Genomic DNA, 25,108 nt, shown 5'->3' with positions numbered 1-25,108 from the left:
TCGGCATGAATGCCGGGGCTTTACGGAACTCGCGGTAAAAGCGGTAATTTTGATAGCTTGTCAAAGTTCGCGTCCTGAAAACGCGGATAACATCCTTCAGAGTTATATCGTTCACCGACATCGGCGAAGTATTGTGTATCGGGTACAGCAAAAAGATAACGTTCTTTAAACAACGGATAGGCATTTAATCCTTTTTTCAACAAGTATTGAAAAAGTACCCCGACTTCTGCCATACCTGATAGCAGGAGATTGGAAATTTCTTCAAGGTGATGCTCAAGAGTCAGCTCAATGTAAATGCCGGGGTATTGCTTGGCAAACGCACTGACTCCGGGAATAAGAATAGCATTTGTTCGCTCGCCATTGCTTGCAATACGTAACTTCCCGATCCTCAGATTGGCATGATCGGAACAAAATTGCTCCGTTTCCTGCTCAATGTTTCAAATTCGTCGACGACTGTCCAAGTAATACTGTCCCAATTCCGTCAATCTGAAGGGCTTATGATGCCGATCGACAATAAGTCCTCTGCATTCTTTCTCAAGACGCTGAACAACTTGAGATAAATATGGCTGAGTAACGCCAAGACTAGCCGCGGCTTTTCGAAAATTTCCTTCGTTTTCAATGGCAGACAATATTTCTAGAGCACTAACCGACATCTCCAACCTCTAATTAGAAAATACTTATCAAATAGAAGTATTTAAATATTAGATTGTAATTTTAATTGCTAATAAACTGACCGGGAAATCTTCATCCCAACAATGTCTCGATAGGAGAAAAAAATGAAACTTAAAACTTTTGCTCTCGCTCTTACTCTAGCCATGGGTGCAGGATTAACCGTTTCGGCGCAAGCTGCTGAAGTCATCGAATTGTGGCCCAATGGTGCCCCCAACAAAAGCACCATTACAGAAGCTGAAAAAACGGATGCTGAAGGAAATATTTTTAACGTAACGAAAGCTAGACTGGAAGTTTCAGTACCGCAAAAACCGAATGGCAAAGCTGTCATTTTGATGCCGGGTGGCGGATACAGTAATTTGTCAATGGCAACCATTGAGGAAAGTTTTGTTCCCCTCTTTCAATCGGAAGGCTTTACCACGTTTGTTTTGAAATACCGCCTTCCGAAAGGCAATCCTATTGTTCCCCTTTCTGACGCTAATAAAGCGGTTGCTACAGTCCGCAGTCTTTTTGACAAATACAAACTTCACACTGTCGGCGTAATGGGAGCTAGTGCCGGTGGTCACTTGGCCGCCATGTCCAGTGTTTCTTGCAAAGACAATACTTGCCCTGATTTTTCAGTTCTCATCTACCCCAATATTTCAATGATGCAGGAAGAAACTCAACCTAAGAGCTCCTGCCGAAATAACCTGATCGGCCCGGATCGTTCTGTTCAATATGACACCACTTACTCTGCTTATAAGCATGTCGGTCTGTCGACTCCTCCGGCTTTCCTTGCCGTTTCAGCGCAAGACGAATTTGCCGGCAGTCTCGGATCTATGCTTTATGCGCGCGCCATGGTTGAGAATGCTCGTCCAGTTTCCTTACATGTCTATCCGACCGGCAACCACGGATGGCGAGCTGAAAAAAGCGAATCTTTCCCTGATGGAGATCACTTCAGAGAAGATCTCAAAATGTGGTTAAAGACAATCAAATAATGCTCTCACTCAATAATGACTCAATGAGGTCATCACTATGAAAAAAATTGCAGTTTTAACGTCTGCTCTTATATCCGCTTGCTTAGCTACAAGTGTTTGCGCAGCTGAAAACTATTATTCAGTTAACCCTCTTGTTAAAGGATTGGAAAAATCCCCTGAACGAGTCCTCCTCGTGGGGAATTCGTTCATGTACTACAACTGTGGTGTGACAGGCTATATCAGTGGTTTAGCCAAAGATAAAAATAAGAAGCTCACATTAACGATGGCAACAATCGGTGGAGCCGGGCTTGACTGGCATGATGTTAAAAGTTACCTGCGTCCCAATGGTCTTCGCAGTTATTCAACAACCGATGACGGCAGCAATAAACTGATTTTCCACAAATACCCCGGAGGAAAGGTGTTTGAAGCCGTTATCCTTCAAGATAATAGCCAAGGTCCCGTTCACCCGGAACTTAAAAAATTCTTTGAAAAGTATGGAGCCATCCATAGTAAAGATATCCGCGCTACCGGGGCTGAGCCTATTTTCTTGATGACATGGGCTTATGCGGACAAACCGGAAATGACCAAACAACTCGCTGATGCAACCATCCGTGTTGCCAACGAAAATAAAGCACTGGTTATTCCTGTTGGTCTTGCGTTTGCTCAAGCTTTAAAGGAACGCCCCGACTTGAAGCTGACAGTTGAAGACAATCGACATCCAACGGCAGCTGGCTCTTACCTAGAAGGAGCAGTCATTTTTGCAGCTTTAACACGTACTTCTCCGCAAGGCGCACCATTCCTAGGAGGCTGTGAAAAGCCTTTAGCTAAAAAGGATGCTCAATTCCTGCAAACGATTGCTTGGAAGACAGTTAAAGAATTTTATGAATGGAAATAGAGCGCTCTGATTCAGAACGCCCATCATTTGAAAGCCGGACTAAATCCGGCTTTCATTTTCAGAGATTAAACAATAAAGCGATCGGCAACCGGTTTACCAGGATCAACAACCAACGTACTGATGCCTAAATCCTTCACGTACTTTTCGCCATATTGTGTGCAAATCACGGTACCGTTTGAGCCATAGACATGGCCATTCTTAAAGACGGTCTTGCCTTTGACAAAGGTCGCTACCGGTTTTTGTGTGGCGTAGTTGTAAATCGTGATATCGGCATCTGCACCGACACTCAAATGGCCCTTATTGTCCAAACGCAACATGCGAGCAGGGTTCAAAGAGGTCTTGGCAGCAAATTCCGGCAAGGTCAGGATACCCAACTTCACCAACGACAAACCTTGTTCCAAAATCACATTGCGCGGGATGCAGCCGCCGTCCGTAGAGATACCGTCAACAACAAAGCTGCCGTCCGGACGTTTAGCTTCTGCAAGCCACACACGAGGCAGCGGCGGGTTCACATTAAATGAACCGCCCACATCGGTGTTGTGTTCTTTCCAAAGCTTGAGACCTTCTTCGCCGGTTACCAAATCAGAGTAGCCGCCCGCATCGTAAACCGCCCAAACTTTATTGGCCTTAAAGGCGGCTTCAATCCCTTCACGGTCATCACTAAAGCCAAAGCGCTTCAGGCAGTTACCCGTCACCTTGGATTGCACCTTACCGTTTTCAAAACAAGTCAGGCGCGTGCCGTTTCTGGGAGAAATGTAGCTTTCACAGTGAATGTGGTCATTGGCTAAGAGCAAATCAATGGCTTCTTTCGTTTCTTCCAATTCAGGGCGAATTGCGCCACGGCAGTAAGCATTGATGTGAGCCAAGTGCAAGAAGTTGCCCTGACTTAATTCAACCGCTTCACGCATACCTTCGATGTTGGAACCATGTTCACTGGTGCCGGCGTGCCAGGCGATATAAGCACCATGCTCCAAGGCTGTCTTGATCAGCAAAGAAGACACTGCGGGCTTTAACGGATAGTGTCCGCCCAATAGCTTCACACCCAATGCCCCTTCCTTCATGGAAGCATCAATCAACGCATCCATTTCAGCCTTGCTGGGTTCATTGGTCTTGAAGGTAAAGGGAGGAGAAGCAAACTGTAAAATAGCGCAGTTAATACCGGCACCATAGGTCGGAATGTTCTTTAAGACGTTATCCAAAGGACCTGCCATATCCAAGCAAGTAGTCACGCCGGCCATGGCGAGCATCTTGAAACCAAACGGAGAACCCCACATTTCGCCAAGGTGTACGTGGCTATCAACAATACCGGGCTGCAGCACCATACCCGTATAGTCTTCCACCACTCGGGCACAGCCACCGGGCAAGTCGACACCGACTTCAGCAATCTGGCCGTTTTCAATGGCCACATCCCGCACACCCTCAATACGGTTGAGCGGATCAACGACCGTCGCGCCCTTTAGTAAAAGATCCCACATAAGAATTCTCCTTTCAAAATGGATTCTTCGGCAAATATCTGCCGTGTTTCAGTAAGTTTATTCTTTTTCTCGACTTCTCTTTGTGGGCAAAATCAAGGGATGAGAAAAAATTGTCTTTTTATTGAGAAAAAATATCTCTTTTTTCGTTGCCATACTGTTTTTTTCAGGCATACTTTTCGCATTGATTACCAAACATCTTGCGCCACTTCAGAAACACGTATCGGTGTTGGCGATGCATCGGCTGAATAACTTTATTTCAGTCGAACGGAAGGTTTTGTTTTTGCTTTTTTCTTTTTGGAGTTTTGTTATGAAGTCTGATATCGAAATCGCCCAAGAGGCGAAATTGATCCGTATTGACGAATTGGCGCACAGTGCCGGTTTAAGCGACGATGAGTTTGAACCCTATGGCCGCGACAAAGCCAAAGTGTCCTTTCACAAAGACCGCCAGCCTCACGGCAAATTAATTCTCGTGACCGCAACCTCCGGCATGCCTGCCGGCTCCGGCAAAACCACCACGTCCATCGCCCTCACTCAAGGTCTCAAACGTCTGGGCGAAAAAGCCGTGGTAGCTCTGCGTGAACCGTCCCTTGGACCTTGCTTTGGCATGAAGGGAGGCGCCGCAGGCGGCGGTTACTCTCAAGTGCTTCCGATGGAGTCAATCAACCTGCACTTTACCGGTGACTTCCACGCGATCACGGCCGCCAACAACCTGCTTGCTGCCATGATTGACAACGCCCGCCATCAAGGTCAAGTCGATCTTAAGACCGTAATTTGGCGTCGCGTATTGGATGTCAATGACCGTATGCTGCGTAACATTGTCACAGGCTTAGGCGGTCCGGCTAACGGCATTCCGACCGAGACCGGTTTTGATATCACGGTTGCCAGTGAGTTAATGGCTGTGCTGTGTCTGGCCAACGATCTTGATGATCTGCGTGCCCGAATTGACCGTTTGGTTGTCGGTATTAAGCGCGACGGTTCGGCCTACACCTGCAAAGACTTGGGTGCAACCGGCGCTTTGATGGCTCTGCTTTTGGAAGCCATGAAGCCTAACCTCGTACAGACGCTTGAAGGCAATCTCGCCTTTGTTCACGGCGGCCCCTTTGCCAATATCGCCCATGGATGCAACTCTGTCGTAGCCACCAAGGCAGCGATGACGCTGGGCGACTGGGCTGTCACGGAAGCCGGTTTCGGCAGTGACTTGGGCGCTGAAAAATTCATGAACATCAAATGCCGCGCCGCCGGTCTCACGCCTTCGGCAATCGTGCTTGTCACTTCCACTAAAGCACTGAAGTGGCACGGAATGGTCCCGCTTCCCGAAATTGGCAAACCCAATGTTGAAGCCTTAAAGAAAGGCTTGTGCAATTTGGATGCCCACATCGACAATCTCAAACACTTCGGACCTGAAATTGTCGTCAGTCTCAATCACTTCGCAACGGATACGGATGAAGAAATTGAAGTCATTCGCGCTCGCTGCGCAGAAAAAGGCGTTCGTTTTGCTGTCTGCGATGGTTTCATCAAGGGCGGAGAAGGCGCTATTGAGTTGGCCAAAGCTGTCATGGATGCTGCAAACGGAGAAACCAAGCCCTTGCACTTTACGTACGAAGCCGATGATGACGTCGTCACAAAACTGGAAAAGCTTGCTGTTAATGTTTACGGAGCAAAAGATATCGAGTTGTCCGCTGCCGCCAAGAAAGATCTCAAGCAAATCCAGGAACTGGGCTTTGACCGCTTGCCGGTTTGCGTGGCCAAGACTCCCTATTCGCTGTCTCATGAACCGACTTGGCTGGGCGCTCCCAAGGGCTTTACTTTGCCGGTGCAACGCCTGATTTTAAATGCTGGCGCCGGCTTTGTCGTCGCTACAACGGGAGCTATCATGCGTATGCCCGGTTTGCCCAAGCAACCGGCTGCTTTGCATATTGACGTGGTTAACGGCAAGATCGTCGGCCTCTCTTAAGCCATTCTTTCATCCTTGATTTTCGCAAAGCGCCTTCGGGCGCTTTGCTTTTTGCTAGACTTTCAATCAACGATTTTTTTTGATTGAAAAATGCTCAAACCTTTAGCGTCCGCCACTCCAGCAGTAACGGGTGGTGCGCTGACTTATCCTTATCACTATTGTGCTCATCCTTTAGTCAAGGAAGCTGCCCGTGCCGTCCGTCAACACCTCGATGAGAGTGCCCACGGTCAGGCGGGCCGTCTTGTGGCAATTTTAGTCTGCCGTCTTCCTGATCAATCGTTGGGATTTTTAACCGCCTGTGATCAGTTTGATTGTGCAGATCCTTATTTCGAGAAAACGTTCTGGCAGCAATTGCCGCCCGAGTCCATCAAACCGCTCAACACTGACCGCATTGACAAGGCTTTCGAAGAAAAAGTACGTGCGCAGGAAAAGTACATTTCCTTTAAAGAGGCTGCTCAAGCCCGTCGTGAACACCGTCAACAGCAACGAGCCAGCGGCGTCTTTAACCGCGAAGCGCTGATTGCGTCCAGTCAGTTTGATTCCGGTGAACTTGAGCGTTTAAAACTTAAATATATTTTGGCCTTGCAAGCTGAAGAAGCCGCACGGTCTGATTTCCAGCACCGCACTCATGTGGCGGTTGAAAATGAATGGAAACGTCGCTTAAGCAGCGTTCATGTACAAAATAAACCCGGGCATCAGACAACGCTTTTGGAACTTTTATCAACATACCTGAACCGTGAAGATCTGCTTCGAGCCATTTTGAGAACAGCTCTGCCGGCTCTTTTAAACGAAGCCTTTGCGCTTGGTGCAAGCCCCATTGCCATGGGGCAATTCTGGTGGGGACCGGTTGCCGCCTATGATGCTCGTGCTGAGGGTACCTTTTTTGCCTTTGCCAAAGAACGCCACGAAAAACTGCTCACCTTCTTCCTGCAAGACCTTTGCTTAGAAGAAAATGCACTGGCTGTTGATCAGTTTAAAAATTGGACACCGGACATTGTTTACGAAGACAATGACATCGTTGCCTTTAATAAACCGTCCGGCATGCTTTCCGTCCCCGGCAAACTACCCGTGACAGATCTGTATTCCATCGCCTTATCCCGCTACCCCGATGCGACAGGACCGATGCTCTTACACAGACTAGATATGTCCACCTCCGGCATCGTGGTTTTTGCAAAAAATAAGCAGACACACCAAGCGCTCCAAAACGCTTTTGCCAGAGGATCGGTGCGAAAGCGCTACATTGCCCTTTTGGAAAAAATGCCCCCAAACACAAGCGGAGAGATCAAACTGCCCTTGTGTCTCAATCCCTATGAGCGGCCTCGACAAATGGTTGAGTACACCTACGGCAAACCCGCCCTAACGGTTTACAAAGTCTTAGGCCAAACGCCAAACGGAGCAGCTCGAGTGGCTTTCTACCCTCAAACCGGTCGCACGCATCAGCTAAGGCTACATGCCGCGCACGCTGAAGGGCTCAATAGCCCCATCATCGGCGATGAGCTTTACGGACACCCGGCCGATAGGCTCTATCTGCACGCTGAGGCCATTCGTTTTATTCATCCGTCAACCGGTCAACTTTTAACGATTGAGGCGCCTTGCCCCTTCTAGGTTCATCATGTTTGAACTTTTTCTCTATCACCTTCAACTTTGCCTGCCCCTGTTTCTTCTGGTGATTTTGGGCTGGGGGCTCATCGTTGGAAAACTCTTTGATCAAAGCGTCACACGTGTGCTCTCGGGCTTTACGTTCCGTTTTTTAATGCCCGCCCTTTTATTTTCACTAATGAGCAAGCTCTCGGAGATGCCGCCTGTGGATTGGCGCGTTCTGATCGCTTTCTTTGGCTCCTGCGTCATTATTTATTGCTTGGGGCGCACCGCCGGCCGCTTCTTCGGATTAGATAACACCGGTAAAACCATTTTCGGCATGGCAGCAATCTTCGGCAACAACGTGCAATTGGGCGTGCCGATTCTCCAGATCAGCCTTGGCGATGAGGCCATGCCGACCATCAGCTTACTTATTATTTTCAGTGTTCTTCTTTTGTGGACCACGGCCATCGCTAGTGTTGAGTTGGGGAAAGCCGAAGGAAAATTGGACTGGAAAAGAATCGGCCGCCCAATGTTAAAAGTATTTAAAAATCCGGTGGTTCTAGCCATTATTTTGGGTAGTGCCTGGGGATTGACGGGTTGGAAGCTGCCGGATTTTGTTGAACGTACCTTAGGGTATGTGTCATCTGCTACGACGCCGATTGCCCTTATTGTCGTCGGCATGGGATTGGCTCAACACCGCTTTACGTCCGCTCTGCCCCGTGGTTTGACCATCTCAACACTAAAAATCGTCATCCACCCCATCATCGTGTTTTGCCTAGCCAAATTAATCGGACTCGATGAGATTACAACCAACGCCTGTGTGTTGACGGCCTCCTTACCGGTTGCGATTAACGTCTACCTGATGGCAAGCGAATTCAGGAGTGAAGAGGGCTCTGCAAGCAACGCTATTTTTGTCTCCACAATGCTTTCAGCTCTCTTAATTCCGCTCACTCTTACGCTCTTAGGCGTGAGCCTTTAAAAGCAAAAACGGAGGACTTCAAAAATCTGAAGCCTCCGTTTTTAATCGGACTATTTAAATTAGACCATTTCGTGCGGATGCACCGGTCTGTCGGAAAATTGGATTTTGTAAAGGTTGGCGTACACGCCGTTTTTCTCAAGCAACTCCTTATGAGTGCCGATTTCCACAATCCGACCGTGCTTCATCACAACGATGCGATCAGCCCCCTCGATGGTGGAGAGGCGGTGAGCCACAACAAAGCTTGTGCGTCCCACCATCAATTCATCAAGCGAAGCCTGAATGTATTTTTCGCTTTCGGTATCAAGCGCGCTCGTTGCTTCATCCAAAAGGAGAATCGGCGCGTTCTTTAAGAGCGCACGAGCGATGGAAATGCGTTGACGCTGACCGCCCGAGAGTTTTGCGCCGCCTTCACCCACTCGCGTATTGAAGCCTTCCGGCAACGATTCAATAAAGGGCAAAAGATACGCCGCTTCGGCCGCTTTACGAATATCTTCGTCCGTCACCTTATCACGAACACCGTAGGCAATATTGGCCGCAATCGTATCGTCAAAAAGCACGACGTCTTGGCTCACAAGCGATATTTGAGCGCGCAAACTCTTTAGCGTTAAATCTTTTTGGCTGATACCGTCAAAGAGGATATCACCAGAGGTCATTGTCCAGAAACGCGGAATCAGGTTAATGAGCGTTGTTTTCCCCGAGCCGGAAGAACCGACCAAGGCAATCATTTCACCGGGCTTCACATCCAACGTAAAGTCTTCCACTGCAGGGGTGTTTGAGCCTTCATACGTATGTGTAACGTGACGGAAACTGACCGCCCCGGATGCTCTTTCTATCGTGCGGGAACCTTTATCTTCTTCAGAGGGTTCATCGACCATCTTAAACACACTTTCAGCCGCCGCTGACATGCGCGCAACGGAACCATTAAGGCTGGAGAGGTGACGGATAGCCGGCATCATCAAAAGCATGGCCGACAGGTACGTCGTGAATTCACCCATTGAGAGCTGACCGTTTTGGGCTTGCGTCAAAGCAAAAACTACCACCACCGACACACCGATCATGGTGACAAGCTGAGTAAGCGGCGTTCCCAAAGACTTCACCGCTTGCATACGAACAGCATAAGATCTCAAGCGTTCATTAATCGCTGCAAAACGCTTTTTCTCGTAGACGTAGCCATCGTAAATTTTGACAACGCGCTGACCTTCATAGGCTTCTTGAATGGCCACGCTCATCTCACCCAAGGTGTTTTGAGAACCAAGCGTCAAACGCTTTACCGTCTTACTCACCCACTTGAGCACTAATGCCAAAAGCGGCGCCACAACGAGCGTCACAACGGTTAAAAGCCAATTGTGGTAGATCAAAATACAGGCCAAAGAAATAATTTGAAGCGAGTCACGCACCAATGTCGTCAAAATTTCAGCGGCCATCCCCAAAGCGCTTGAAGCTTCATTAACGAACTTGGAGACGACCTTACCGGACATATAGTGTTGGTAAGTTTGAGAAGACCATTGAATGAGTCGGCCAAACATGAGGCGGCGAATTCTCACAAGAACCTGTTGGCTCACCCGCTGCAGCAGATAGTTAGATAAGAACTGCGTGCCGCCGTGCAAAATCGAAATACCGATCAACCCGACCGGCGTCCACCAAACAATGGAGGGGTTGTGTTCATAAAAACCTAAATCGGTTAACTTACCCAACAAAAGCGCGATCAAGGAGGAACTGGCCGCACCCAAAATCATGCAAACGACAGCTAAAGCGATTTCCTTTTTGTACGCAGGCAAGTAGCCCAAAAGGCGTCTGACGTACGGATCGTTGAAAATCGGCAATCGGTCAAGAATTTTTTTATTCATTGGCTTCAATCAAAAATATTTCGTCGTCATTTTAACGACTTGAGCGCTTAACCGCCCTATTCGTTTTGTTAACGTTTATGACACGCTTGGCATGACGCTTTTTGGACTCTGCCACTCCTTCATAGCCTTTGTCATAGACGTCTTTTTTAGCGGCAAACTTACGTCCCCCTTTATTGGCTCCGACACCGGCTTGGGCTTTTGAACGCGCACGAGTCTTACCAGCCCCATCCTTCGTGCTTCCCGGAACAACCCCCGCTCGGGTGCTGCCCGCTTTTAAGTCTTCAATCCAACCCTTGACCCATTCATCGCTCAAGCGCATCTTTGCTCCGCGCGGCAGATCCTTGGGCAGCAACACGGCACCGAAACGAACACGAATCAAACGCGAGACCGTCAATCCCACCGCATCAAAAATACGGCGCACTTCACGGTTGCGCCCCTCTGCGAGTGTCACCCGATACCAATGATTGGAAGAAACGCCGCCGATGTCTTCGATACGTGAAAAAGACGCCGGACCATCGTCGAGCTTGATGCCTTTTAAAAGCTTATCTTTGTTTTCTTCGCTCAATTCACCCTGTACACGCACCGCGTACTCGCGCTCAATTCGATAGCGCGGGTGCATGAGCATATTGGCTAAGGCGCCACTCGTGGTAAATAGCAAAACCCCCTCGGTGTTAAAGTCAAGGCGGCCAACCGCAATCCAACGTTCACCATTGAGTTTCGGCAAACGATCAAACACACTGGGCCTGCCTTGGGGGTCATCGGCTGAAACAATTTCTCCGGCTGGCTTATGGTAGAGCAACACTTTCGGCACATCGTTGACGACCGCCGCACGTTTGACCAAGCGACCTCGCACCCGAATCATGTCATTGAGACGAACGCGGTCGCCCACCTTAGCCACATCGCCGTTAACCGTCACCACACCGGTCGCAATAAGTGCTTCCATTTCGCGGCGCGAACCCAAACCGGCATCAGCCAATACTTTCTGAAGTTTTTCTCCGGTTACATTCCCCTCTTGGGAGACTGTCGGCACAACCTTTTCCTCGGGCGCAACTTTTGGCGTTACGGCTCGCAGCCTTTTAGCCTGAGGCGCTCGAAAGGGCGTTCGTTTAGCCGGCGCTTTCTGAACCACCCCTTTTTTATTCGGACTGATTTTTTTCTTCATCATCACTATCTCCAAAATCCAAAGGTTGGATCAGACTTTCTAATCTTGCGTGTTCATCATCAATGGCCTTTAGCTCCTGCCGATCACTTAACCGGGAAGCCGGCTGAGTCTGGGATTGTCCCTCAAACAATTCAAAGGCTTCGACCTGGGGTTCCTCATCGGGCCCGATACTGGGCAAATCCTGTAAAGAATTCAATCCCAAATCCACCAAAAATTGTCTTGTTGTCGCAAATAATTCCGGGTGACCGATTGTCTCCCGACGGCCGATGACTTCAATCCAATTGCGATCAAGTAAAGTTTTAATAGCATTAGGATTTACCGTCACGCCGCGAATCTTTTCAATATCTCCGCGCGTTACGGGCTGACGATAAGCAATCACCGCCAATGTTTCCATCACAGTACGGCTGTATTTCGGCGCTTCTTCCGGATGGAGCTTTCGCAGTATCTCGCGCATCGCCGAAACCGACTGGAATCGCCAAAGACCTTCGGCCACTTCGCGCAATTCAAGCGCCCGCCCCTGCCAGTCATCCTGAAGCTCGGCGAGCATCCGCAAGACCTGCGCCTTTGTAAAACGCTTATCCAAGCACTCCCTGAGCGTTGATACGGACAAAGGCACATCACTTGTTAAAAGCGCGCCTTCAAGAATCCATTTGGGATTTTCATTAAGCGTGCTCATCGGCTACATCTCCGTCCACATAAAACCACAGACCGTTTTCACGGACAAAACGGCTTTTTTCAACCTGCTGAAAGGCCCGGCCATTAATCTTACCGCGTGCGATAAAAGAAACCGTTGCGCTATCGCCTTCTGACTCATAGGAAACAATTTCCAAACCAAGCCACTTAATCGGTTCGCTTAAATCCAAAACACTCGGTCGTGTGCTTTCATGCCAAGTCCTTAGCAGATAATCCGCGTCTTTTTTAACAAAAGCACTGTAGCGGCTTTTCATCAGACTTAAGGCATCTGGCGCTGGTTCTTTTTCATGAAAACGCCCGCAACAGTCCTTGTAGTCAAGAAGACTACCGCAAGGACACAATGCGGGCGCTTTCTTTTTCTTCATGCCGAAAAATTATGATGCGTTTTGCTCACGCTCGGCGCGGGCGTGACGGCGACGATCAATTTCGGTCAAATAACGCTTTCTCAAACGAATCGTGTGCGGGGTGATTTCCACCAATTCATCATCGTTGATGAATTCAACCGCGCTTTCAAGCGTCAATTGCACAGGCGGCACAAGACGAATGGCTTCATCAGTACCCGAAGCACGGATGTTGGTGAGCTGCTTGCCGCGAATCGGATTCACAACGATATCGTTGTCGCGAGAGTGAATACCGATAATCATGCCTTCGTAGAGCTTATCACCCGGTTTGACAAACATACGGCCGCGATCTTGCAGCTTCCAAAGAGCGTAGGCGACAGCTTCACCGTTATCCTGGCTAATCAACACACCGTTGCGGCGTTCACCGACATCACCTTCTTTGATCGGACCGTAGTCATCAAAAACGTGACTCATAATGCCGGTACCGCGGCACATGGTCATGAATTCACTTTGGAAACCGATCAAACCGCGGGCCGGAATACGGTATTCCAAACGCACGCGGCCCTTGCCGTCAGGCTGCATATCCTGCAAATCGCCCTTGCGGCGCCCCAATTCTTCCATCACAGCGCCTTGGTGATCTTCTTCAACATCAACCGTAAGCACTTCATACGGTTCCATCTTTTGACCGTTGATTTCCTTGAGCAACACACGGGGACGCGAAACGGCCAATTCATAACCTTCGCGGCGCATATTTTCAATCAAAATCGTCAGGTGCAATTCACCACGGCCGCAGACTTCAAAGACGGTTTCATCGTCAGTGAGTTTCATACGCATGGCCACATTGGACTTCAATTCCCGTTCAAGACGTTCACGAAGCTGACGGCTTGTCACGTACTTGCCTTCACGGCCTGCCAAGGGGCTCGTGTTTACTTGGAAATTCATGGAAAGCGTCGGTTCGTCCACTTTCAAAAGCGGCAGCGCTTCGGGGTGTTCCAAATCCGTAATGGTCGTACCGATAGACAATTCTTCAATGCCGTTTACAAGCACAATGTCACCGGCCTCGGCCGAATCCACAAGCTTGCGGTCCAAACCTTCAAACATGAGGATCTGATTGACTTTGACCTTCTTGGGTGTATCGTCCGGTCCGTTCATCACGCACACGTCTTCGCCGGCGTGGATGCGACCGCGGTGCACACGGCCGATACCGATCTTGCCGACGTAGCTCGAGTAATCAAGCGAGCAAATCTGCAACTGAAGCGGACCATCCGGATCATCATCACGAACCGGTACCTTTTCAATGACAGTGTCAAAAATAGCGCGCATATTGCCCACTTTTTTGAGCTCTTCAATATTGTCGCTATAACCGGCAACGCCTTCCAAAGCCGAGCAATAAATCACGGGGAAGTCAAGCTGCTCTTCCGTAGCGCCCAACTTATCAAATAAGTCAAATGTTTGATTCAAAACCCAATCCGGACGGGCCCCCGGACGGTCAATCTTATTGATCACAACAATAGGCTTTAATCCCAAAGCCAAAGCTTTGCGAGTCACAAAGCGCGTCTGCGGCATTGGGCCTTCCACGGCGTCGACCAAAAGCAATACACCATCTACCATGGACAACACACGTTCGACTTCACCGCCGAAGTCAGCGTGCCCCGGGGTATCAATAATGTTGATGTGGGTACCTTCGTATTCCACAGCGCAGTTTTTAGCCAAAATCGTAATACCACGTTCACGTTCCAAGTCACCACTGTCCATCACACGTTCTTGGACTTCTTGATTGGCACGGAAAGTGCCGGCAGCGCGCAAAAGCTTGTCCACCAAGGTTGTCTTACCGTGGTCGACGTGCGCAATAATCGCGATATTGCGAATAGCACGAGTACTAGTCGTCATTTGTTGCCTCAATATCTTTCTTGTTGGCAATTAATCGTTCAGGTTCGAGCACACCGCGTTCGTTAACGCGGGCCGTTCCCACCATTTGTTCATCAGGTCCATAGACCCTGACACGCGGGCAACTCGGTAAACCAAGGGCCAATCGCTGGCCATGGCAAAAGCGCACGCGGTCGTTTTCGCTTAAATGCACCGCAGGAAGCGTCTGCATTAACGCATCAAGCGGTTTTAAAGTTGCCAGACGCTCATCAACCGACATCGTCTCAAGCGCCTGTAAGGTAACAGCGTCTTCAAGCGAAAGCACTCCTACCTTTGTTCTTCTTAAACTTGCCAAATGAGCACCACAGCCGAGAGCCTCACCGATATCTTCAGCGAGCACCCGAATATAAGTCCCCTTGGAACACGTCACTTCAACCGTTAAGAGTTCGTCGGCAAATTCAAGGATCTCTAATTTCTCAATTCGCACCGAGCGAGCCTGTCGCTCAATGCTCACACCTTCACGGGCCAAATCGTAAAGCGTTTTTCCGTCACGCTTTAGGGCTGAAAACATCGGTGGCACCTGCAAAATGTCGCCTCTAAAAGCGTTCAGTGCCTTTTCAATGTCAGCTCGATTGACACGGACGGGACGGTTCTGCAGAAAGTCGCCCTCCAAGTCACCCGTTGTTGTCTTCTGACCGAGCTTAATACCGGCGATATAGGTTTTATCGGCATGCAAAAGATCGGCAGAAAATTTGGTCGCTTCACCAAAGGTGAGCGCCAACAGGCCGCTTGCAAGCGGATCAAGTGTTCCCGTATGACCGGCTTTTTGCGCATTCAACAAACGCCTGGCTGTCTGCAGCGCCGCGTTTGAGGTCATCGCATAGGGCTTATCAAGCAAAACCACCCCGTCTACAACTCGGCCTTTTCTTTTCATTCTTCGCCCTTGGTTTGCTTCATCGCCTCATCGATCAGGCGGTCCATTTCAAAACCCTTGGCCACACTGGTGTCATGTTCAAAGTGCAGCGTCGGCACCGTATGAATCGACAACAGTTTGAAAAGATGGTTACGAAGCATTCCGGCGGCAGCGTTTAAGCCTTGCTTGGCCTGTTCAGGCTCTGCGCCGATGACCGTGAAATAAACCTTCGCATGAGCATAATCAGGCGTAATTTCACAGCCCGTCAAAGTCACCAAACCCACTCGCGGATCCCGCACTTCCTGAGGAATCAAACGAGCCAGATCCTTTTGAATCTGATCGGCCACACGCAGGGCGCGTCCCGGTTTCGCAGCTCTCATGTCACAATCCTTTCTTAATACTTCAGGGCGGCCAGTAAAAGTTATCTTTCAAACTAGCCGCCCGTTTTCTATTAAAGCGTACGGGCCACTTCCGTGACTTCAAAGATTTCCAGCTGATCGCCTTCTTTGATGTCATCATAGCCTTTGAGCGACAAACCGCATTCCAAACCGGCCTTCACTTCTCTGACATCGTCCTTGAAGTGGCGCAAGGAGTTTAATTCTCCCGTCCAAATCACAACGTTGTCGCGAAGCAATCGAGCCGAAGCCGTGCGGCGAACCACACCTTCCAAAACCTTACAGCCGGCAATCATGCCAACCTTAGGCACGCGGATACATTGACGAATTTCCACAAAGCCCAAAACGGTTTCGCGTTTTTCCGGTGCGAGCATACCGCTCATAGCAGCCTTCACATCATCCACGGCATCGTAAATGATGTTGTAGTAGCGGATATCCACACCGTTGGTTTCGGCGAGCTTACGAGCCGGCGCATCGGCACGCACGTTAAAGCCGATGATGACCGCTTTGCTAGCCAGGGCCAAGTTGACGTCCGTTTCCGAAACGCCACCCACGGCAGAGTGCACCACCTGAACGCGCACTTCATCGTTGGACAACTTCGTCAAGGCGTGAACAATAGCTTCGGTAGAACCCTGAACGTCTGCCTTCACAATCAAGGCGAGGGTCTTCACTTCGCCATTGGCCGCATCCGAGAAAATGTTTTCCAATTTGGCGGCTTGCTGCTTGGCCAACTTCACGTCACGGTACTTGCCTTGACGGAAAAGAGCGATTTCACGGGCTTTACGTTCATCGGGCAAAACCATAATTTCGTCGCCAGCCTGCGGCACACCCGATAGACCTTGAATCTCAACCGGAATCGAAGGACCGGCTTCACTGACGGCCTTACCGGTTTCATTAATCATGGCACGGACACGACCGAATTCAGCGCCGGCCAAAACAATGTCACCGCGGTGAAGAGTGCCGGACTGCACGAGAATGGATGCCACCGGACCGCGACCCTTATCCAAACGAGATTCGATGACAAGACCCTTGGCCATGCCTTCCTTCGGAGCTTTCAAATCAAGCATTTCGGCTTGAAGCAGCACGTTTTCCAGCAATTCATCTACGCCCTGACCGGTCTTGGCAGACACCGGAATAAACGGCACGTCACCACCCCAGTCTTCAGGCATCACATCGTTTTGAACAAGTTCTTGTTTAACGCGTTCAGGATTGGCTTCCGGCTTATCGATCTTGTTGATCGCCACCACCATCGGAACACCAGCGGCCTTGGAGTGAGCAATAGCTTCCTTCGTCTGGGGCATCACACCGTCATCGGCAGCCACCACCAAAATCACAATATCGGTGGCCTGAGCACCGCGCGCACGCATAGCCGTAAAAGCTTCGTGCCCCGGCGTATCCAAGAAGGTCACAATGCCTCTCGGAGTCTTAACGTGGTAAGCACCGATATGCTGCGTGATACCGCCGGCTTCACCAGCCGCTACCTTGGCACGACGAATGTAGTCAAGCAAGCTCGTCTTACCGTGGTCGACGTGACCCATGATGGTCACCACCGGCGGACGCGGAAGAGCCTCAGCCGTATTTTCTTCCATCATGTCGCCCAAAATCGCTTCCGGATCATCGGGCTTGGCAGCGATCGCATGATGTCCCATTTCTTCAACCACGATCATCGCGGTGTCTTGATCGAGCATTTGGTTAATCGTCACCATCTGCCCCATCTTCATGAGCGTCTTAATCACTTCGGTGGCTTTAACGGCCATCTTATGAGCAAGATCAGCCACGCTGATCGTTTCAGGCACGCTCACATCACGCACCACGGGTTCTGTGTTTTGAACCTGCTGTTGCTTGGGCTGTTCATGACGGCGGTTATTGCGGTTTTTACGAGAACCACGCCATTGTTCATTGCCGTCATCTTCCTCATCGATAACACGGGCATTGCCCTTGTTGCCGCCACGATGTTTAACGTTATCGTCCCATTTGCTCGCTGCACCATGGTTGGCACCGGCGTGCTTGCCGCCCTTTTTCTTGCCGCCTTGGTCTTCATCGCGATCACGGTCGTTGTTCTTGCCCTTTTTCTTATCCAGATTCTTTTTACCTTCGGCAGGCTTATCGCTCTTGGCCTTCATGACAGAGGGTTTGGGCTTACTCATCATTTCTCGAATCGCACGAGCTTCTTCTTCAGCCTTACGCTTGGCTTCCTGACGGCGCTTAATTTCTTCTTCAGACAAAGCGGCAGGCTGAGCCTTTTGTTCTACAGGACGTTGAACCGGCTTTTTCGCATTCGGTTGGAACTTAGCCTTTTCATTTTTGCGAGCGTCATTGGGCTTGACGGCGGGTTTAGCCTGTTTTTGTTCATGACGCACTTGCGGCTGCTGAACCTCTTTCTTAACTTCAGGCTTTGCAGCCACTTCCGCCTTAGGCGCAGACGGTTTCTTATCGGCAACAGGAGCAGCCTTCGGCTGTTGAGCTGCGCGAGCGGCTGCGGCCTCTGCTTCAGCCTGAGCCTTAGCGCGGGCTTGTTCTTGAGCGGCTTTTTCCTGAGCCAATTTTTCTTCTTGCTGACGCTGAGCTTCAAGCTCTTTTTGACGCTTTTCTTCTTCAGCCTTTTGTTGCTGCATCTTTGCCTTGGCTTCTTCTAAAGCGCGTGCACGTTCTGCGGCCATTGCCTGCTCACGAGCAGTCGTCGCTGTTGCCGAGTTTTTCACGAGAACGCGTTTTCTGCGCACTTCCACTTTCACCGTATGTTGACCATCGGCCTGCTTAACCGTTGTGGTCTCTTTACGGGTTAAAGTGATTTTGCGGGCTTTAGCCTGACGATCCTGACGCAAAAAATCCACCAACTGACGTTGATCGGCAGCGGTCACTGCGTCCGTTTCACTGTGCTTGTCAATGCCGGCACTTTTGAGCTGACGAAGCAATTCTTCGGCAGTCACTTTCATTTCTTTGGCCAACTCTAAAACGGTCGAACTTGCCATATTCTCTCCTTTCGTACTTTTAACTCAAAGCACGCTTTAGTTGTTGAACCAATGGGCGCGAGCAGCCAAAATCAACTTCGAGGCACGCTCTTGATCGATTCCGCTCATTTCCACCAGTTCGTCTACGGCTAATTCGGCCAGCTCATCACGCGTCTTCACACCGTGGGCAACCAGCACGTTAACCAAATCATTATCCATACCTTCAAGTGAAACCATTTCGGGTTCAGCCTGACGCAGGTTTTCTTCACGTTCCAAATCTTGCATGAGGCACTTATTGCGGGCGCGTTCACGCAACACCTTGACCGTGTCTTCATCAAACGCTTCAATTTCAAGCAATTCCGATTCAGGCACATAGGCCACTTCTTCGATAGAAGAGAAGCCGTTTTCAATCAAGATATCAGCAACATCTTCACCCACATCGAGCTTTTCAACGAATTCAGCACGAATCTTGCTTGTTTCTTCGTCACGCTTGGCGTTGGCTTCTTCATCGGTCATGATGTCAATCTTCCAGCCGGTCAATTCAGAGGCCAAGCGGACATTTTGGCCAGCACGACCGATAGCAATGGCAAGATTTTCTTCATCCACCACCACTTCCATCGTGTGCGTGTCTTCGAGCATCACCACGCCGGAGACCTTAGCCGGTTCCAAAGCGCTCACAACAAACTGAGCCGGTTCATCATCCCAAACAACGATGTCAACACGTTCACCGCCCAATTCGTTGGAAACGGCATTCACGCGCGTACCGCGCACACCGATGCAGGTGCCAACCGGATCCAAGCGAGCGTCTTTGGCTTGAACAGCGATCTTCGCACGGCTACCGGGATCACGGGCTGCACTCTTGATTTCCAAAAGACCTTCTTCAATTTCAGGCACTTGCAAAGCAAAGAGTTCCTTGATGAAATCCGGGCTTGTACGAGACAAGAAAATTTGTTGGCCCTTGCAGGAGCGATCGATTCGAGCGACATAAGCACGCACGCGGTCACCCGGACGGAACGATTCCTTGGGCAACATTTCAGAACGGGGCAAACGGGCCTCAACTTTGCCGATTTCGACAATCGCATCGCCCTTGTCCATGCGCTTGACTAAACCGGAAACAACTTTTTCATCGCGAGCCAAAAATTCCACCAACATTTGTTCACGTTCGGCATCGCGCAAACGTTGCAAAATCACTTGCTTTGCATCTTGAGCGAAACGGCGACCGGAACTATTGATGTTTTGCACTTCCTGACGGATATAGTCACCAACATTAAGATCGGGGTATTCGTCATGAATGTCGGAATACATTTCCTGACGATCCGGTTCCTGCAAGCCTTGATCGTCAGCCACAATGAGCCAACGACGCCACGCTTGGTAATCACCCGTGTCACGATCAACGTGTACTTCAATATCCGCATCTTCGCCGGCAAAATTTGCCTTTTTTACAGCAGAGGCAAGAGCCGTTTCAAGCACACCGAAGACGACCTCGCGGGGCACGCTTTTTTCCTGTGCCAATACTTCAACCATTTCAAGCATTTCGCGGTTCATTTTTTACTTTCCTTTGAAATTTAATTCTGCGATCAAATGGGCACGATCGACCTGATCGATCGTAAAACTAACGGCAACGGGCTCAATGGCAGCGGCCTTCTTACCGCGCTTTTGTGCAATCCGCTCCCGAGCGGCCTGCGCCGGAGTCTTTGCCGGCTTTTCATCCGTAAACAAAAAATCAATCGTCGTTTGCGAGTCCTGCGTGCGAACAGCCTGAATTCGACCGTCTAACTTGCGACGACCGGCTTCAGGAAAACCTTCGGCCATCAACGGGGCAAACAATTCCACGTGCACCAATTTGCCGATGTAACGTTCCCAATCCCGAACACGCTTTAAAGGCCGTTCCACACCGGGAGAGGACACTTCAAGGCGCTCGTAGTCAACATTTTCAACCGTGAACAAATACGTCAACTGGTTGCTCACCTGTTCGCAATCGTCCACCCCCACTCCTTCGGGGCTATCCATCGTGACGCGAAGCAATCCGCGGGGTAAATGTTCGAGATCAACGAACTCAAAGCCCATCCCTTCAACGGTTTGCTCAACCAACGTCAACAAATCTGTCGATGTTTCTGTCATTGTTATTGTGGCTCCTAGCGGAGAATTCCCAAAAAAAGATGGGCTCTAAGGCCCATCCATCCCCTTAGCGTCAGACAAAACCGGCACCAAGGTTTTGCGCAAAGAAGCATTACTCTCATAAACGCAACTTGCACACGACGACCGATAAATAATAAAGGCACTTTGAAAAGTGCCTTTATTGTTTTTATCTTCGCGAGTGATTATACAGACTGATTATAAAAAATCAATCACTTAGCTTATCTTTTTCAAAGAATTCTCAAAACATCGCCAAACGGTATCATCATCAAGAATTATCGAACGCAAAAATATCATTAACGATATGCTTTAAGGCAAAAAAATGGCGGAGAGAGAGGGATTCGAACCCTCGATACGAACGAGCCGTATACCGGATTTCGAGTCCGGCGCATTCGACCACTCTGCCATCTCTCCGCACAGTGAGCTTGCGATTTTATCAGAATGAACTCTATTTTGCTTTTTGACTTTGCGTTTTTCGGTGGATAAGTCAAAAATGACATTGATTGCTCTACTAAATTATTTGTTGTAACAACGCAACATCTAGCGATCAAAAACACATTATTCCAAGGGTTAATACTAAAAGTTGAGAAATTCTTTTGAGGTTACTCAAATTTTCTTTTACTTTTGCAATAACATTATGAGTAAAGGGCTATCCTGAACCTATCTGAACACTAATTTCTGTAGGAGTTATATCAAAATGGATCTTAAAGAAATTCTCGAACGCAATAAAAAAGCACATCATCGCCTCGGCATGATCACCAAGGAACTTCACGACACCTTGGCTGACGGTCACCACAACAGCCTTCGTGCTTCCCAAGTCATGGAAATGATGAATGCCTCTTTCGAAATGTTGAAAGAGTCTGATGTGTTGCACTCCTATATGGATGAAGAATTAGCTCCCGAAGCCGAAGAAGCTCCGGCTAAGAAGGCTCCGGCCAAAAAGGCTGCCACGAAGAAAGTAGCTGCTAAGGCCCCGGCTAAGAAAGCTGCGGCTAAGCCCGCCGCTAAAAAGGCTGCCGCCAAACCGGCCGCTAAGAAGGCTGAAGTGAAGGCCCCTGCCAAGAAAACTGCTGCTAAGAAAGAAGCTGCCAAGCCCGCCGCCAAAAAGGCTGCTGCCAAACCGGCTGCTAAGAAGGCTGAAGTGAAGGCTCCGGCCAAGAAGGCTGCCGCTAAACCCGCCGCCAAGAAGACAGCTGCTAAGCCGGCTGCTAAGAAGACGACGGCTAAGAAAGCTGCAAAGAAATAATTTCCCTTAGGAAAATCTAACGGGGAGGTTTGCAAACCTCCCCAAATCATAAGCGGGAACCCATTTTTGAGTTCCCGCCCTTTTATTTACAATCGTGTCGTGAATTACGCTTTAAAATCACCGAGCGGTTGATTTTCAGGACGCAACACTTCAACGCCGCCCATGTACGGACGCAACACTTCCGGCACCGTTACGCTGCCGTCAGCATTTTGATAGTTTTCCAACACTGCAACTAACGTGCGGCCAACAGCCAAACCGGAGCCGTTCAAGGTATGCACATATTGAATCTTGCCATCTTTACCCTTAACACGAGCGCCCATGCGACGAGCTTGGAAGGCTTCGCAGTTCGAGCAAGAGGAAATTTCACGATAGGTATTTTGAGCCGGCAACCAGACTTCCAAGTCAAAGGTCTTGGCAGCACCAAAGCCCATGTCACCCGTGCAAAGCGTAATCACACGGTAGGGTAAGCCCAAACGTTGAAGAATCGTTTCAGCGTTATGCACCATTTCGTCCAAGTGCTTGTAGCTATCTTCAGGGTTGACAATGCGCACCATTTCAACCTTGTCAAATTGATGCTGACGGATCATGCCGCGTGTATCACGACCATAAGAACCGGCTTCAGAACGGAAGCAAGGCGTATGAGCTGTGATCTTAATCGGCAATTGATCAGCGCGAAGCAACTTGCCGCTGACCATATTGGTCAGAGAGACTTCAGCCGTCGGAATCAGGTACATGCGTTCGCCTTCACCTTCCTGACCCCCCTTCTTAGCAGCAAAAAGGTCTTCTTCAAACTTCGGCAATTGACCCGTACCACGCATCGTTTCTGCGCTCACAACATAAGGCGTGTAGCATTCAACATAACCGTGTTCACGCGTATGCGTATCCAACATGAATTGGGCTAAAGCACGATGCAAGCGTGCGACCTGACCGCGCATGAAACAGAAACGGGCACCGGATTCTTTCGCAGCCGTTTCAAAGTCCATACCAAGCGGAACACCAACGTCCACATGATCCTTGATTGGGAAATCAAACGTACGAGGGGTACCCCAGCGGCGAACTTCGGGATTGTCGCGTTCGTCACGGCCGACAGGCACGGATTCATGAGGCAAATTCGGAACACTCATTAAGAGTTCATTCAAATCCGTTCTGATTTGAGACAAACGTTCTTCCAATTGAGAAAGCTTTTCAGGAATAGCGGCAGCTTCAGCCATTAAATCAGCGGCATCACCGCCGGCCTTGCGAGCTGCACCGATCTGCTTGGACAAGCTATTACGCAAAGCCTGAAGTTCTTCAGTCTGCTTTTGGACAGCTTTGCGGTCATTTTCCAATGCATTGAATTCTTTGACCGGGAATTCAAACGGACGGGTTGCTAAGCGAGCAACCACATCGTCAAGTTGCTTACGCAATAAATTGATATCAAGCATTATTAATTCCTAATGAACAGAGCAAGCTCTGAAAAAAACACATTCGATAATTTTCACCCGTTTGGGTTACGATTGCAAGAGGTATATAGCTTAGATTGTTATTTTTCTTTTTTAGTTCTGATTCGTCCTTCTCCTTTTGCCCAAGCCTGACGATTCAAAGCTTTTAATCTTTCCAACTTTTCAGCAATTTTGATTTCCAGTCCTCGTGGTCTCGGGTAGTACCACTTCATATTCTCCAAGCCTTCAGGTAAATAAATTTCCCCTGCTGCAAATGCATCTGGTTCGTCATGTGCGTAACGGTAACCATGAGAGTAACCCAATTCGCTCATTAATTTAGTGGGCGCATTACGTAAATAAAGAGGAACTGGTCGAGTGGCATCTTTTTTCACAAAACTCTTTACTGCGTTATAGGCCACTTCAATTGAATTGCTCTTAGGAGCTATCGCACAATAAACCACAGCGTTGGCAATCGCCAATTCCCCTTCCGGACTTCCCAAGCGCTCAAAAGCCTGCGCCGCATTTAAAGCGATTTCCAGAGCCCTTGGGTCTGCTAAACCGATATCTTCGGTAGCCATTCGGATAACACGTCGACATATATACAGAGGATCGCAGCCACCGACCAACATCCGCGTCATCCAATACAAGGCAGCATCTGGATCACTGCCACGAACTGATTTATGTAACGCAGAGATGAGATCGTAGAAGTTTTCCCCTCCCTTATCAAAACGTCGAAGTGTGGCCGGAAGACTCTGGCGCAGCAAATCAGCATCCACCTCTTTTAATTTACGATCGGTAGCCAAGTGACAAGCTAACTCAACGGCGTTCAAAAAACGCCTGGCATCACCATCGGCCAAATTAAACAAAATGTCTTTGGCTTCTTTCGAGAAAACTAATCCGGGTGCTTCTGCCTCAACTGCGCGAGGCAGCAAAATTTCAAAATCATCTGCCGTTAAACTTTCCAAGACATAGGTAGCTGAGCGCGACAGTAAAGCGCTGTTGACTTCAAAGCTCGGATTTTCAGTGGTCGCACCGATAAAAACAAAAAGTCCGCTCTCGACATGTGGCAAAAAGGCGTCTTGCTGAGACTTGGAAAAGCGATGAACTTCATCGACAAAAACCAAAGTGGATTCACCGGTTTCATCCATGTGTCGTTGTGCGGCCTCGACCGCCTCACGAATTTCTTTCACTCCACTTAAAACAGCTGAAATAGCAATAAAGGGCAAATGAAATGCCTTTGCCATTAAGCGCGCTAAAGTTGTTTTTCCTACTCCGGGAGGGCCCCAAAGAATCATTGAGTGCGGGCGGCCTTCATCAAAAGCTATCCGTAAAGGCTTACCCGGTCCCAACAAGTGGCGTTGTCCGACAACCTCATCTAAAGTTTTCGGACGAAGACGCTCGGCCAACGGTTGCATTTGAACGTTAACAGCATGGTGTTGACTGCATTTAGCCTTTTGTGACGAATCAGCTAATAAATCACCAAACAGATCTTCACTCATAACAACGTGATAAAGGAAAATTGAACCAGAGCCACAGGCTCTCGGCAAAAAAATCAACACAAAGCGCAACAATTCCCACTTCGTATTGTCAATGGATCAAATCATACAGTAGAGACTGAAAAAGGCAAT

21 protein-coding genes and 1 tRNA gene are annotated in these 25,108 nt (G+C 49.2%); 6 read left to right on the top strand and 16 right to left on the bottom strand.

Annotated features, from left to right (window positions below; translation table 11 throughout):
- Positions 1-20 precede the first annotated feature (20 nt).
- Together M3080_RS09425 and M3080_RS08705 are read right to left on the bottom strand one after the other, a co-directional pair.
- Positions 21-386, bottom strand: a complete 366-nt coding sequence (locus M3080_RS09425; protein WP_428982297.1) for a LysR substrate-binding domain-containing protein — start codon at positions 384-386, stop codon at positions 21-23.
- A gap of 51 nt (positions 387-437) precedes the next feature.
- The gene (locus tag M3080_RS08705; protein ID WP_249092748.1) at positions 438-653 is read right to left on the bottom strand and encodes a LysR family transcriptional regulator; all 216 of its coding nucleotides are present in this window, start codon (positions 651-653) and stop codon (positions 438-440) included.
- A gap of 123 nt (positions 654-776) precedes the next feature.
- On the opposite strand from M3080_RS08705, the gene M3080_RS08700 reads away from it, so the two are divergent.
- Positions 777-1,646 carry an alpha/beta hydrolase gene (locus M3080_RS08700; protein WP_249092747.1) on the top strand — a complete coding sequence of 290 codons (870 nt, stop codon included), beginning with the start codon at positions 777-779 and terminating at the stop codon, positions 1,644-1,646.
- A gap of 187 nt (positions 1,647-1,833) precedes the next feature.
- Positions 1,834-2,520 carry an SGNH/GDSL hydrolase family protein gene (locus tag M3080_RS08695; RefSeq protein WP_249092746.1) on the top strand — a complete coding sequence of 229 codons (687 nt, stop codon included), beginning with the start codon at positions 1,834-1,836 and terminating at the stop codon, positions 2,518-2,520.
- Between the two features lie 65 nt (positions 2,521-2,585).
- Here the strand turns inward: M3080_RS08695 and M3080_RS08690 are convergent, their stop codons facing one another.
- A complete protein-coding gene (locus tag M3080_RS08690; RefSeq protein ID WP_249092745.1) occupies positions 2,586-3,995 on the bottom strand; it encodes a dihydroorotase in 1,410 nt (469 codons plus the stop codon).
- 307 nt (positions 3,996-4,302) lie between these two features.
- Here M3080_RS08690 and M3080_RS08685 point away from each other — a divergent pair, with 307 nt between their 5' ends.
- From M3080_RS08685 to M3080_RS08675, 3 genes are all read left to right on the top strand, one after another.
- The gene (locus M3080_RS08685; RefSeq protein ID WP_249092744.1) at positions 4,303-5,949 is read left to right on the top strand and encodes a formate--tetrahydrofolate ligase; all 1,647 of its coding nucleotides are present in this window, start codon (positions 4,303-4,305) and stop codon (positions 5,947-5,949) included.
- A gap of 90 nt (positions 5,950-6,039) precedes the next feature.
- On the top strand, positions 6,040-7,554 hold the full coding sequence (locus M3080_RS08680; protein ID WP_249092743.1) for an RluA family pseudouridine synthase: 1,515 nt from the start codon (positions 6,040-6,042) through the stop codon (positions 7,552-7,554).
- Between the two features lie 7 nt (positions 7,555-7,561).
- Positions 7,562-8,509, top strand: a complete 948-nt coding sequence (locus tag M3080_RS08675) for an AEC family transporter (protein WP_249092742.1) — start codon at positions 7,562-7,564, stop codon at positions 8,507-8,509.
- 59 nt (positions 8,510-8,568) lie between these two features.
- Here the strand turns inward: M3080_RS08675 and msbA are convergent, their stop codons facing one another.
- The 11 genes from msbA to M3080_RS08620 form a co-directional block, all read right to left on the bottom strand.
- On the bottom strand, positions 8,569-10,356 hold the full coding sequence (gene msbA, locus M3080_RS08670; protein WP_022473021.1) for a lipid A export permease/ATP-binding protein MsbA: 1,788 nt from the start codon (positions 10,354-10,356) through the stop codon (positions 8,569-8,571).
- 31 nt (positions 10,357-10,387) lie between these two features.
- Positions 10,388-11,521, bottom strand: a complete 1,134-nt coding sequence (rluB, locus tag M3080_RS09420; RefSeq protein ID WP_022473022.1) for a 23S rRNA pseudouridine(2605) synthase RluB — start codon at positions 11,519-11,521, stop codon at positions 10,388-10,390.
- Positions 11,493-12,194 carry an SMC-Scp complex subunit ScpB gene (gene scpB / locus M3080_RS08660; protein ID WP_249092741.1) on the bottom strand — a complete coding sequence of 234 codons (702 nt, stop codon included), beginning with the start codon at positions 12,192-12,194 and terminating at the stop codon, positions 11,493-11,495. The genes rluB and scpB overlap by 29 nt, the downstream gene beginning before the upstream one ends.
- On the bottom strand, positions 12,181-12,576 hold the full coding sequence (locus tag M3080_RS08655; protein WP_022473024.1) for a YchJ family protein: 396 nt from the start codon (positions 12,574-12,576) through the stop codon (positions 12,181-12,183). Before M3080_RS08655 ends, scpB begins: the two co-directional genes overlap by 14 nt.
- Positions 12,577-12,585: 9 nt before the next feature.
- Complete coding sequence (gene typA, locus M3080_RS08650; RefSeq protein ID WP_022473025.1) at positions 12,586-14,442, bottom strand: translational GTPase TypA; 1,857 nt, start codon at positions 14,440-14,442, stop codon at positions 12,586-12,588.
- Positions 14,432-15,352 carry a tRNA pseudouridine(55) synthase TruB gene (gene truB, locus M3080_RS08645; RefSeq protein WP_249092740.1) on the bottom strand — a complete coding sequence of 307 codons (921 nt, stop codon included), beginning with the start codon at positions 15,350-15,352 and terminating at the stop codon, positions 14,432-14,434. Before truB ends, typA begins: the two co-directional genes overlap by 11 nt.
- Positions 15,349-15,711, bottom strand: coding sequence for a 30S ribosome-binding factor RbfA (rbfA, locus tag M3080_RS08640; protein ID WP_022473027.1), 363 nt, complete (start codon positions 15,709-15,711; stop codon positions 15,349-15,351). Before rbfA ends, truB begins: the two co-directional genes overlap by 4 nt.
- A 71-nt stretch (positions 15,712-15,782) precedes the next feature.
- Positions 15,783-18,698, bottom strand: a complete 2,916-nt coding sequence (gene infB, locus M3080_RS08635; protein ID WP_249092739.1) for a translation initiation factor IF-2 — start codon at positions 18,696-18,698, stop codon at positions 15,783-15,785.
- 36 nt (positions 18,699-18,734) lie between these two features.
- Positions 18,735-20,222 (bottom strand): transcription termination factor NusA, encoded by a 1,488-nt coding sequence (gene nusA, locus M3080_RS08630; protein ID WP_022473029.1) that lies wholly within the window; start codon positions 20,220-20,222, stop codon positions 18,735-18,737.
- 3 nt (positions 20,223-20,225) lie between these two features.
- Positions 20,226-20,798 carry a ribosome maturation factor RimP gene (locus M3080_RS08625; protein ID WP_249092738.1) on the bottom strand — a complete coding sequence of 191 codons (573 nt, stop codon included), beginning with the start codon at positions 20,796-20,798 and terminating at the stop codon, positions 20,226-20,228.
- Positions 20,799-21,136: 338 nt separating this feature from the next.
- Positions 21,137-21,227 (bottom strand) — tRNA-Ser (locus M3080_RS08620).
- Between the two features lie 283 nt (positions 21,228-21,510).
- Here M3080_RS08620 and M3080_RS08615 point away from each other — a divergent pair.
- Positions 21,511-22,059 carry a hypothetical protein gene (locus M3080_RS08615; RefSeq protein WP_249092737.1) on the top strand — a complete coding sequence of 183 codons (549 nt, stop codon included), beginning with the start codon at positions 21,511-21,513 and terminating at the stop codon, positions 22,057-22,059.
- Between the two features lie 104 nt (positions 22,060-22,163).
- Here the strand turns inward: M3080_RS08615 and serS are convergent, their stop codons facing one another.
- Together serS and M3080_RS08605 are read right to left on the bottom strand one after the other, a co-directional pair.
- The gene (gene serS / locus M3080_RS08610; RefSeq protein ID WP_022472377.1) at positions 22,164-23,483 is read right to left on the bottom strand and encodes a serine--tRNA ligase; all 1,320 of its coding nucleotides are present in this window, start codon (positions 23,481-23,483) and stop codon (positions 22,164-22,166) included.
- A 98-nt stretch (positions 23,484-23,581) separates the two neighbouring features.
- Complete coding sequence (locus tag M3080_RS08605) at positions 23,582-24,895, bottom strand: replication-associated recombination protein A (protein ID WP_249092749.1); 1,314 nt, start codon at positions 24,893-24,895, stop codon at positions 23,582-23,584.
- Positions 24,896-25,108 lie beyond the last annotated feature (213 nt).

It is taken from the genome of Parasutterella secunda (genome assembly GCF_023336895.1).
Classification (GTDB): Bacteria; Pseudomonadota; Gammaproteobacteria; order Burkholderiales; family Burkholderiaceae_F; genus Aphodousia; species Aphodousia faecalis.
Note: the sequence above shows the minus strand (reverse complement) of the source record. Positions and strands in the feature narration are given on the sequence as shown.

Excerpts from the sequence above, each read along its gene's own strand:
- M3080_RS08705 (WP_249092748.1), bottom strand. The coding sequence starts at position 653 with ATGTCGGTTAGTGCTCTAGAAATATTGTCTGCCATTGAAAACGAAGGA.
- M3080_RS08700 (WP_249092747.1), top strand. The coding sequence starts at position 777 with ATGAAACTTAAAACTTTTGCTCTCGCTCTTACTCTAGCCATGGGTGCA.
- M3080_RS08695 (WP_249092746.1), top strand. The coding sequence starts at position 1,834 with ATGTACTACAACTGTGGTGTGACAGGCTATATCAGTGGTTTAGCCAAA.
- M3080_RS08690 (WP_249092745.1), bottom strand. The coding sequence starts at position 3,995 with ATGTGGGATCTTTTACTAAAGGGCGCGACGGTCGTTGATCCGCTCAAC.
- M3080_RS08685 (WP_249092744.1), top strand. The coding sequence starts at position 4,303 with ATGAAGTCTGATATCGAAATCGCCCAAGAGGCGAAATTGATCCGTATT.
- M3080_RS08680 (WP_249092743.1), top strand. The coding sequence starts at position 6,040 with ATGCTCAAACCTTTAGCGTCCGCCACTCCAGCAGTAACGGGTGGTGCG.
- M3080_RS08675 (WP_249092742.1), top strand. The coding sequence starts at position 7,562 with ATGTTTGAACTTTTTCTCTATCACCTTCAACTTTGCCTGCCCCTGTTT.
- msbA (WP_022473021.1), bottom strand. The coding sequence starts at position 10,356 with ATGAATAAAAAAATTCTTGACCGATTGCCGATTTTCAACGATCCGTAC.
- rluB (WP_022473022.1), bottom strand. The coding sequence starts at position 11,521 with ATGATGAAGAAAAAAATCAGTCCGAATAAAAAAGGGGTGGTTCAGAAA.
- scpB (WP_249092741.1), bottom strand. The coding sequence starts at position 12,194 with ATGAGCACGCTTAATGAAAATCCCAAATGGATTCTTGAAGGCGCGCTT.
- M3080_RS08655 (WP_022473024.1), bottom strand. The coding sequence starts at position 12,576 with ATGAAGAAAAAGAAAGCGCCCGCATTGTGTCCTTGCGGTAGTCTTCTT.
- typA (WP_022473025.1), bottom strand. The coding sequence starts at position 14,442 with ATGACGACTAGTACTCGTGCTATTCGCAATATCGCGATTATTGCGCAC.
- truB (WP_249092740.1), bottom strand. The coding sequence starts at position 15,352 with ATGAAAAGAAAAGGCCGAGTTGTAGACGGGGTGGTTTTGCTTGATAAG.
- rbfA (WP_022473027.1), bottom strand. The coding sequence starts at position 15,711 with ATGAGAGCTGCGAAACCGGGACGCGCCCTGCGTGTGGCCGATCAGATT.
- infB (WP_249092739.1), bottom strand. The coding sequence starts at position 18,698 with ATGGCAAGTTCGACCGTTTTAGAGTTGGCCAAAGAAATGAAAGTGACT.
- nusA (WP_022473029.1), bottom strand. The coding sequence starts at position 20,222 with ATGAACCGCGAAATGCTTGAAATGGTTGAAGTATTGGCACAGGAAAAA.
- M3080_RS08625 (WP_249092738.1), bottom strand. The coding sequence starts at position 20,798 with ATGACAGAAACATCGACAGATTTGTTGACGTTGGTTGAGCAAACCGTT.
- M3080_RS08615 (WP_249092737.1), top strand. The coding sequence starts at position 21,511 with ATGGATCTTAAAGAAATTCTCGAACGCAATAAAAAAGCACATCATCGC.
- serS (WP_022472377.1), bottom strand. The coding sequence starts at position 23,483 with ATGCTTGATATCAATTTATTGCGTAAGCAACTTGACGATGTGGTTGCT.
- M3080_RS08605 (WP_249092749.1), bottom strand. The coding sequence starts at position 24,895 with ATGCAACCGTTGGCCGAGCGTCTTCGTCCGAAAACTTTAGATGAGGTT.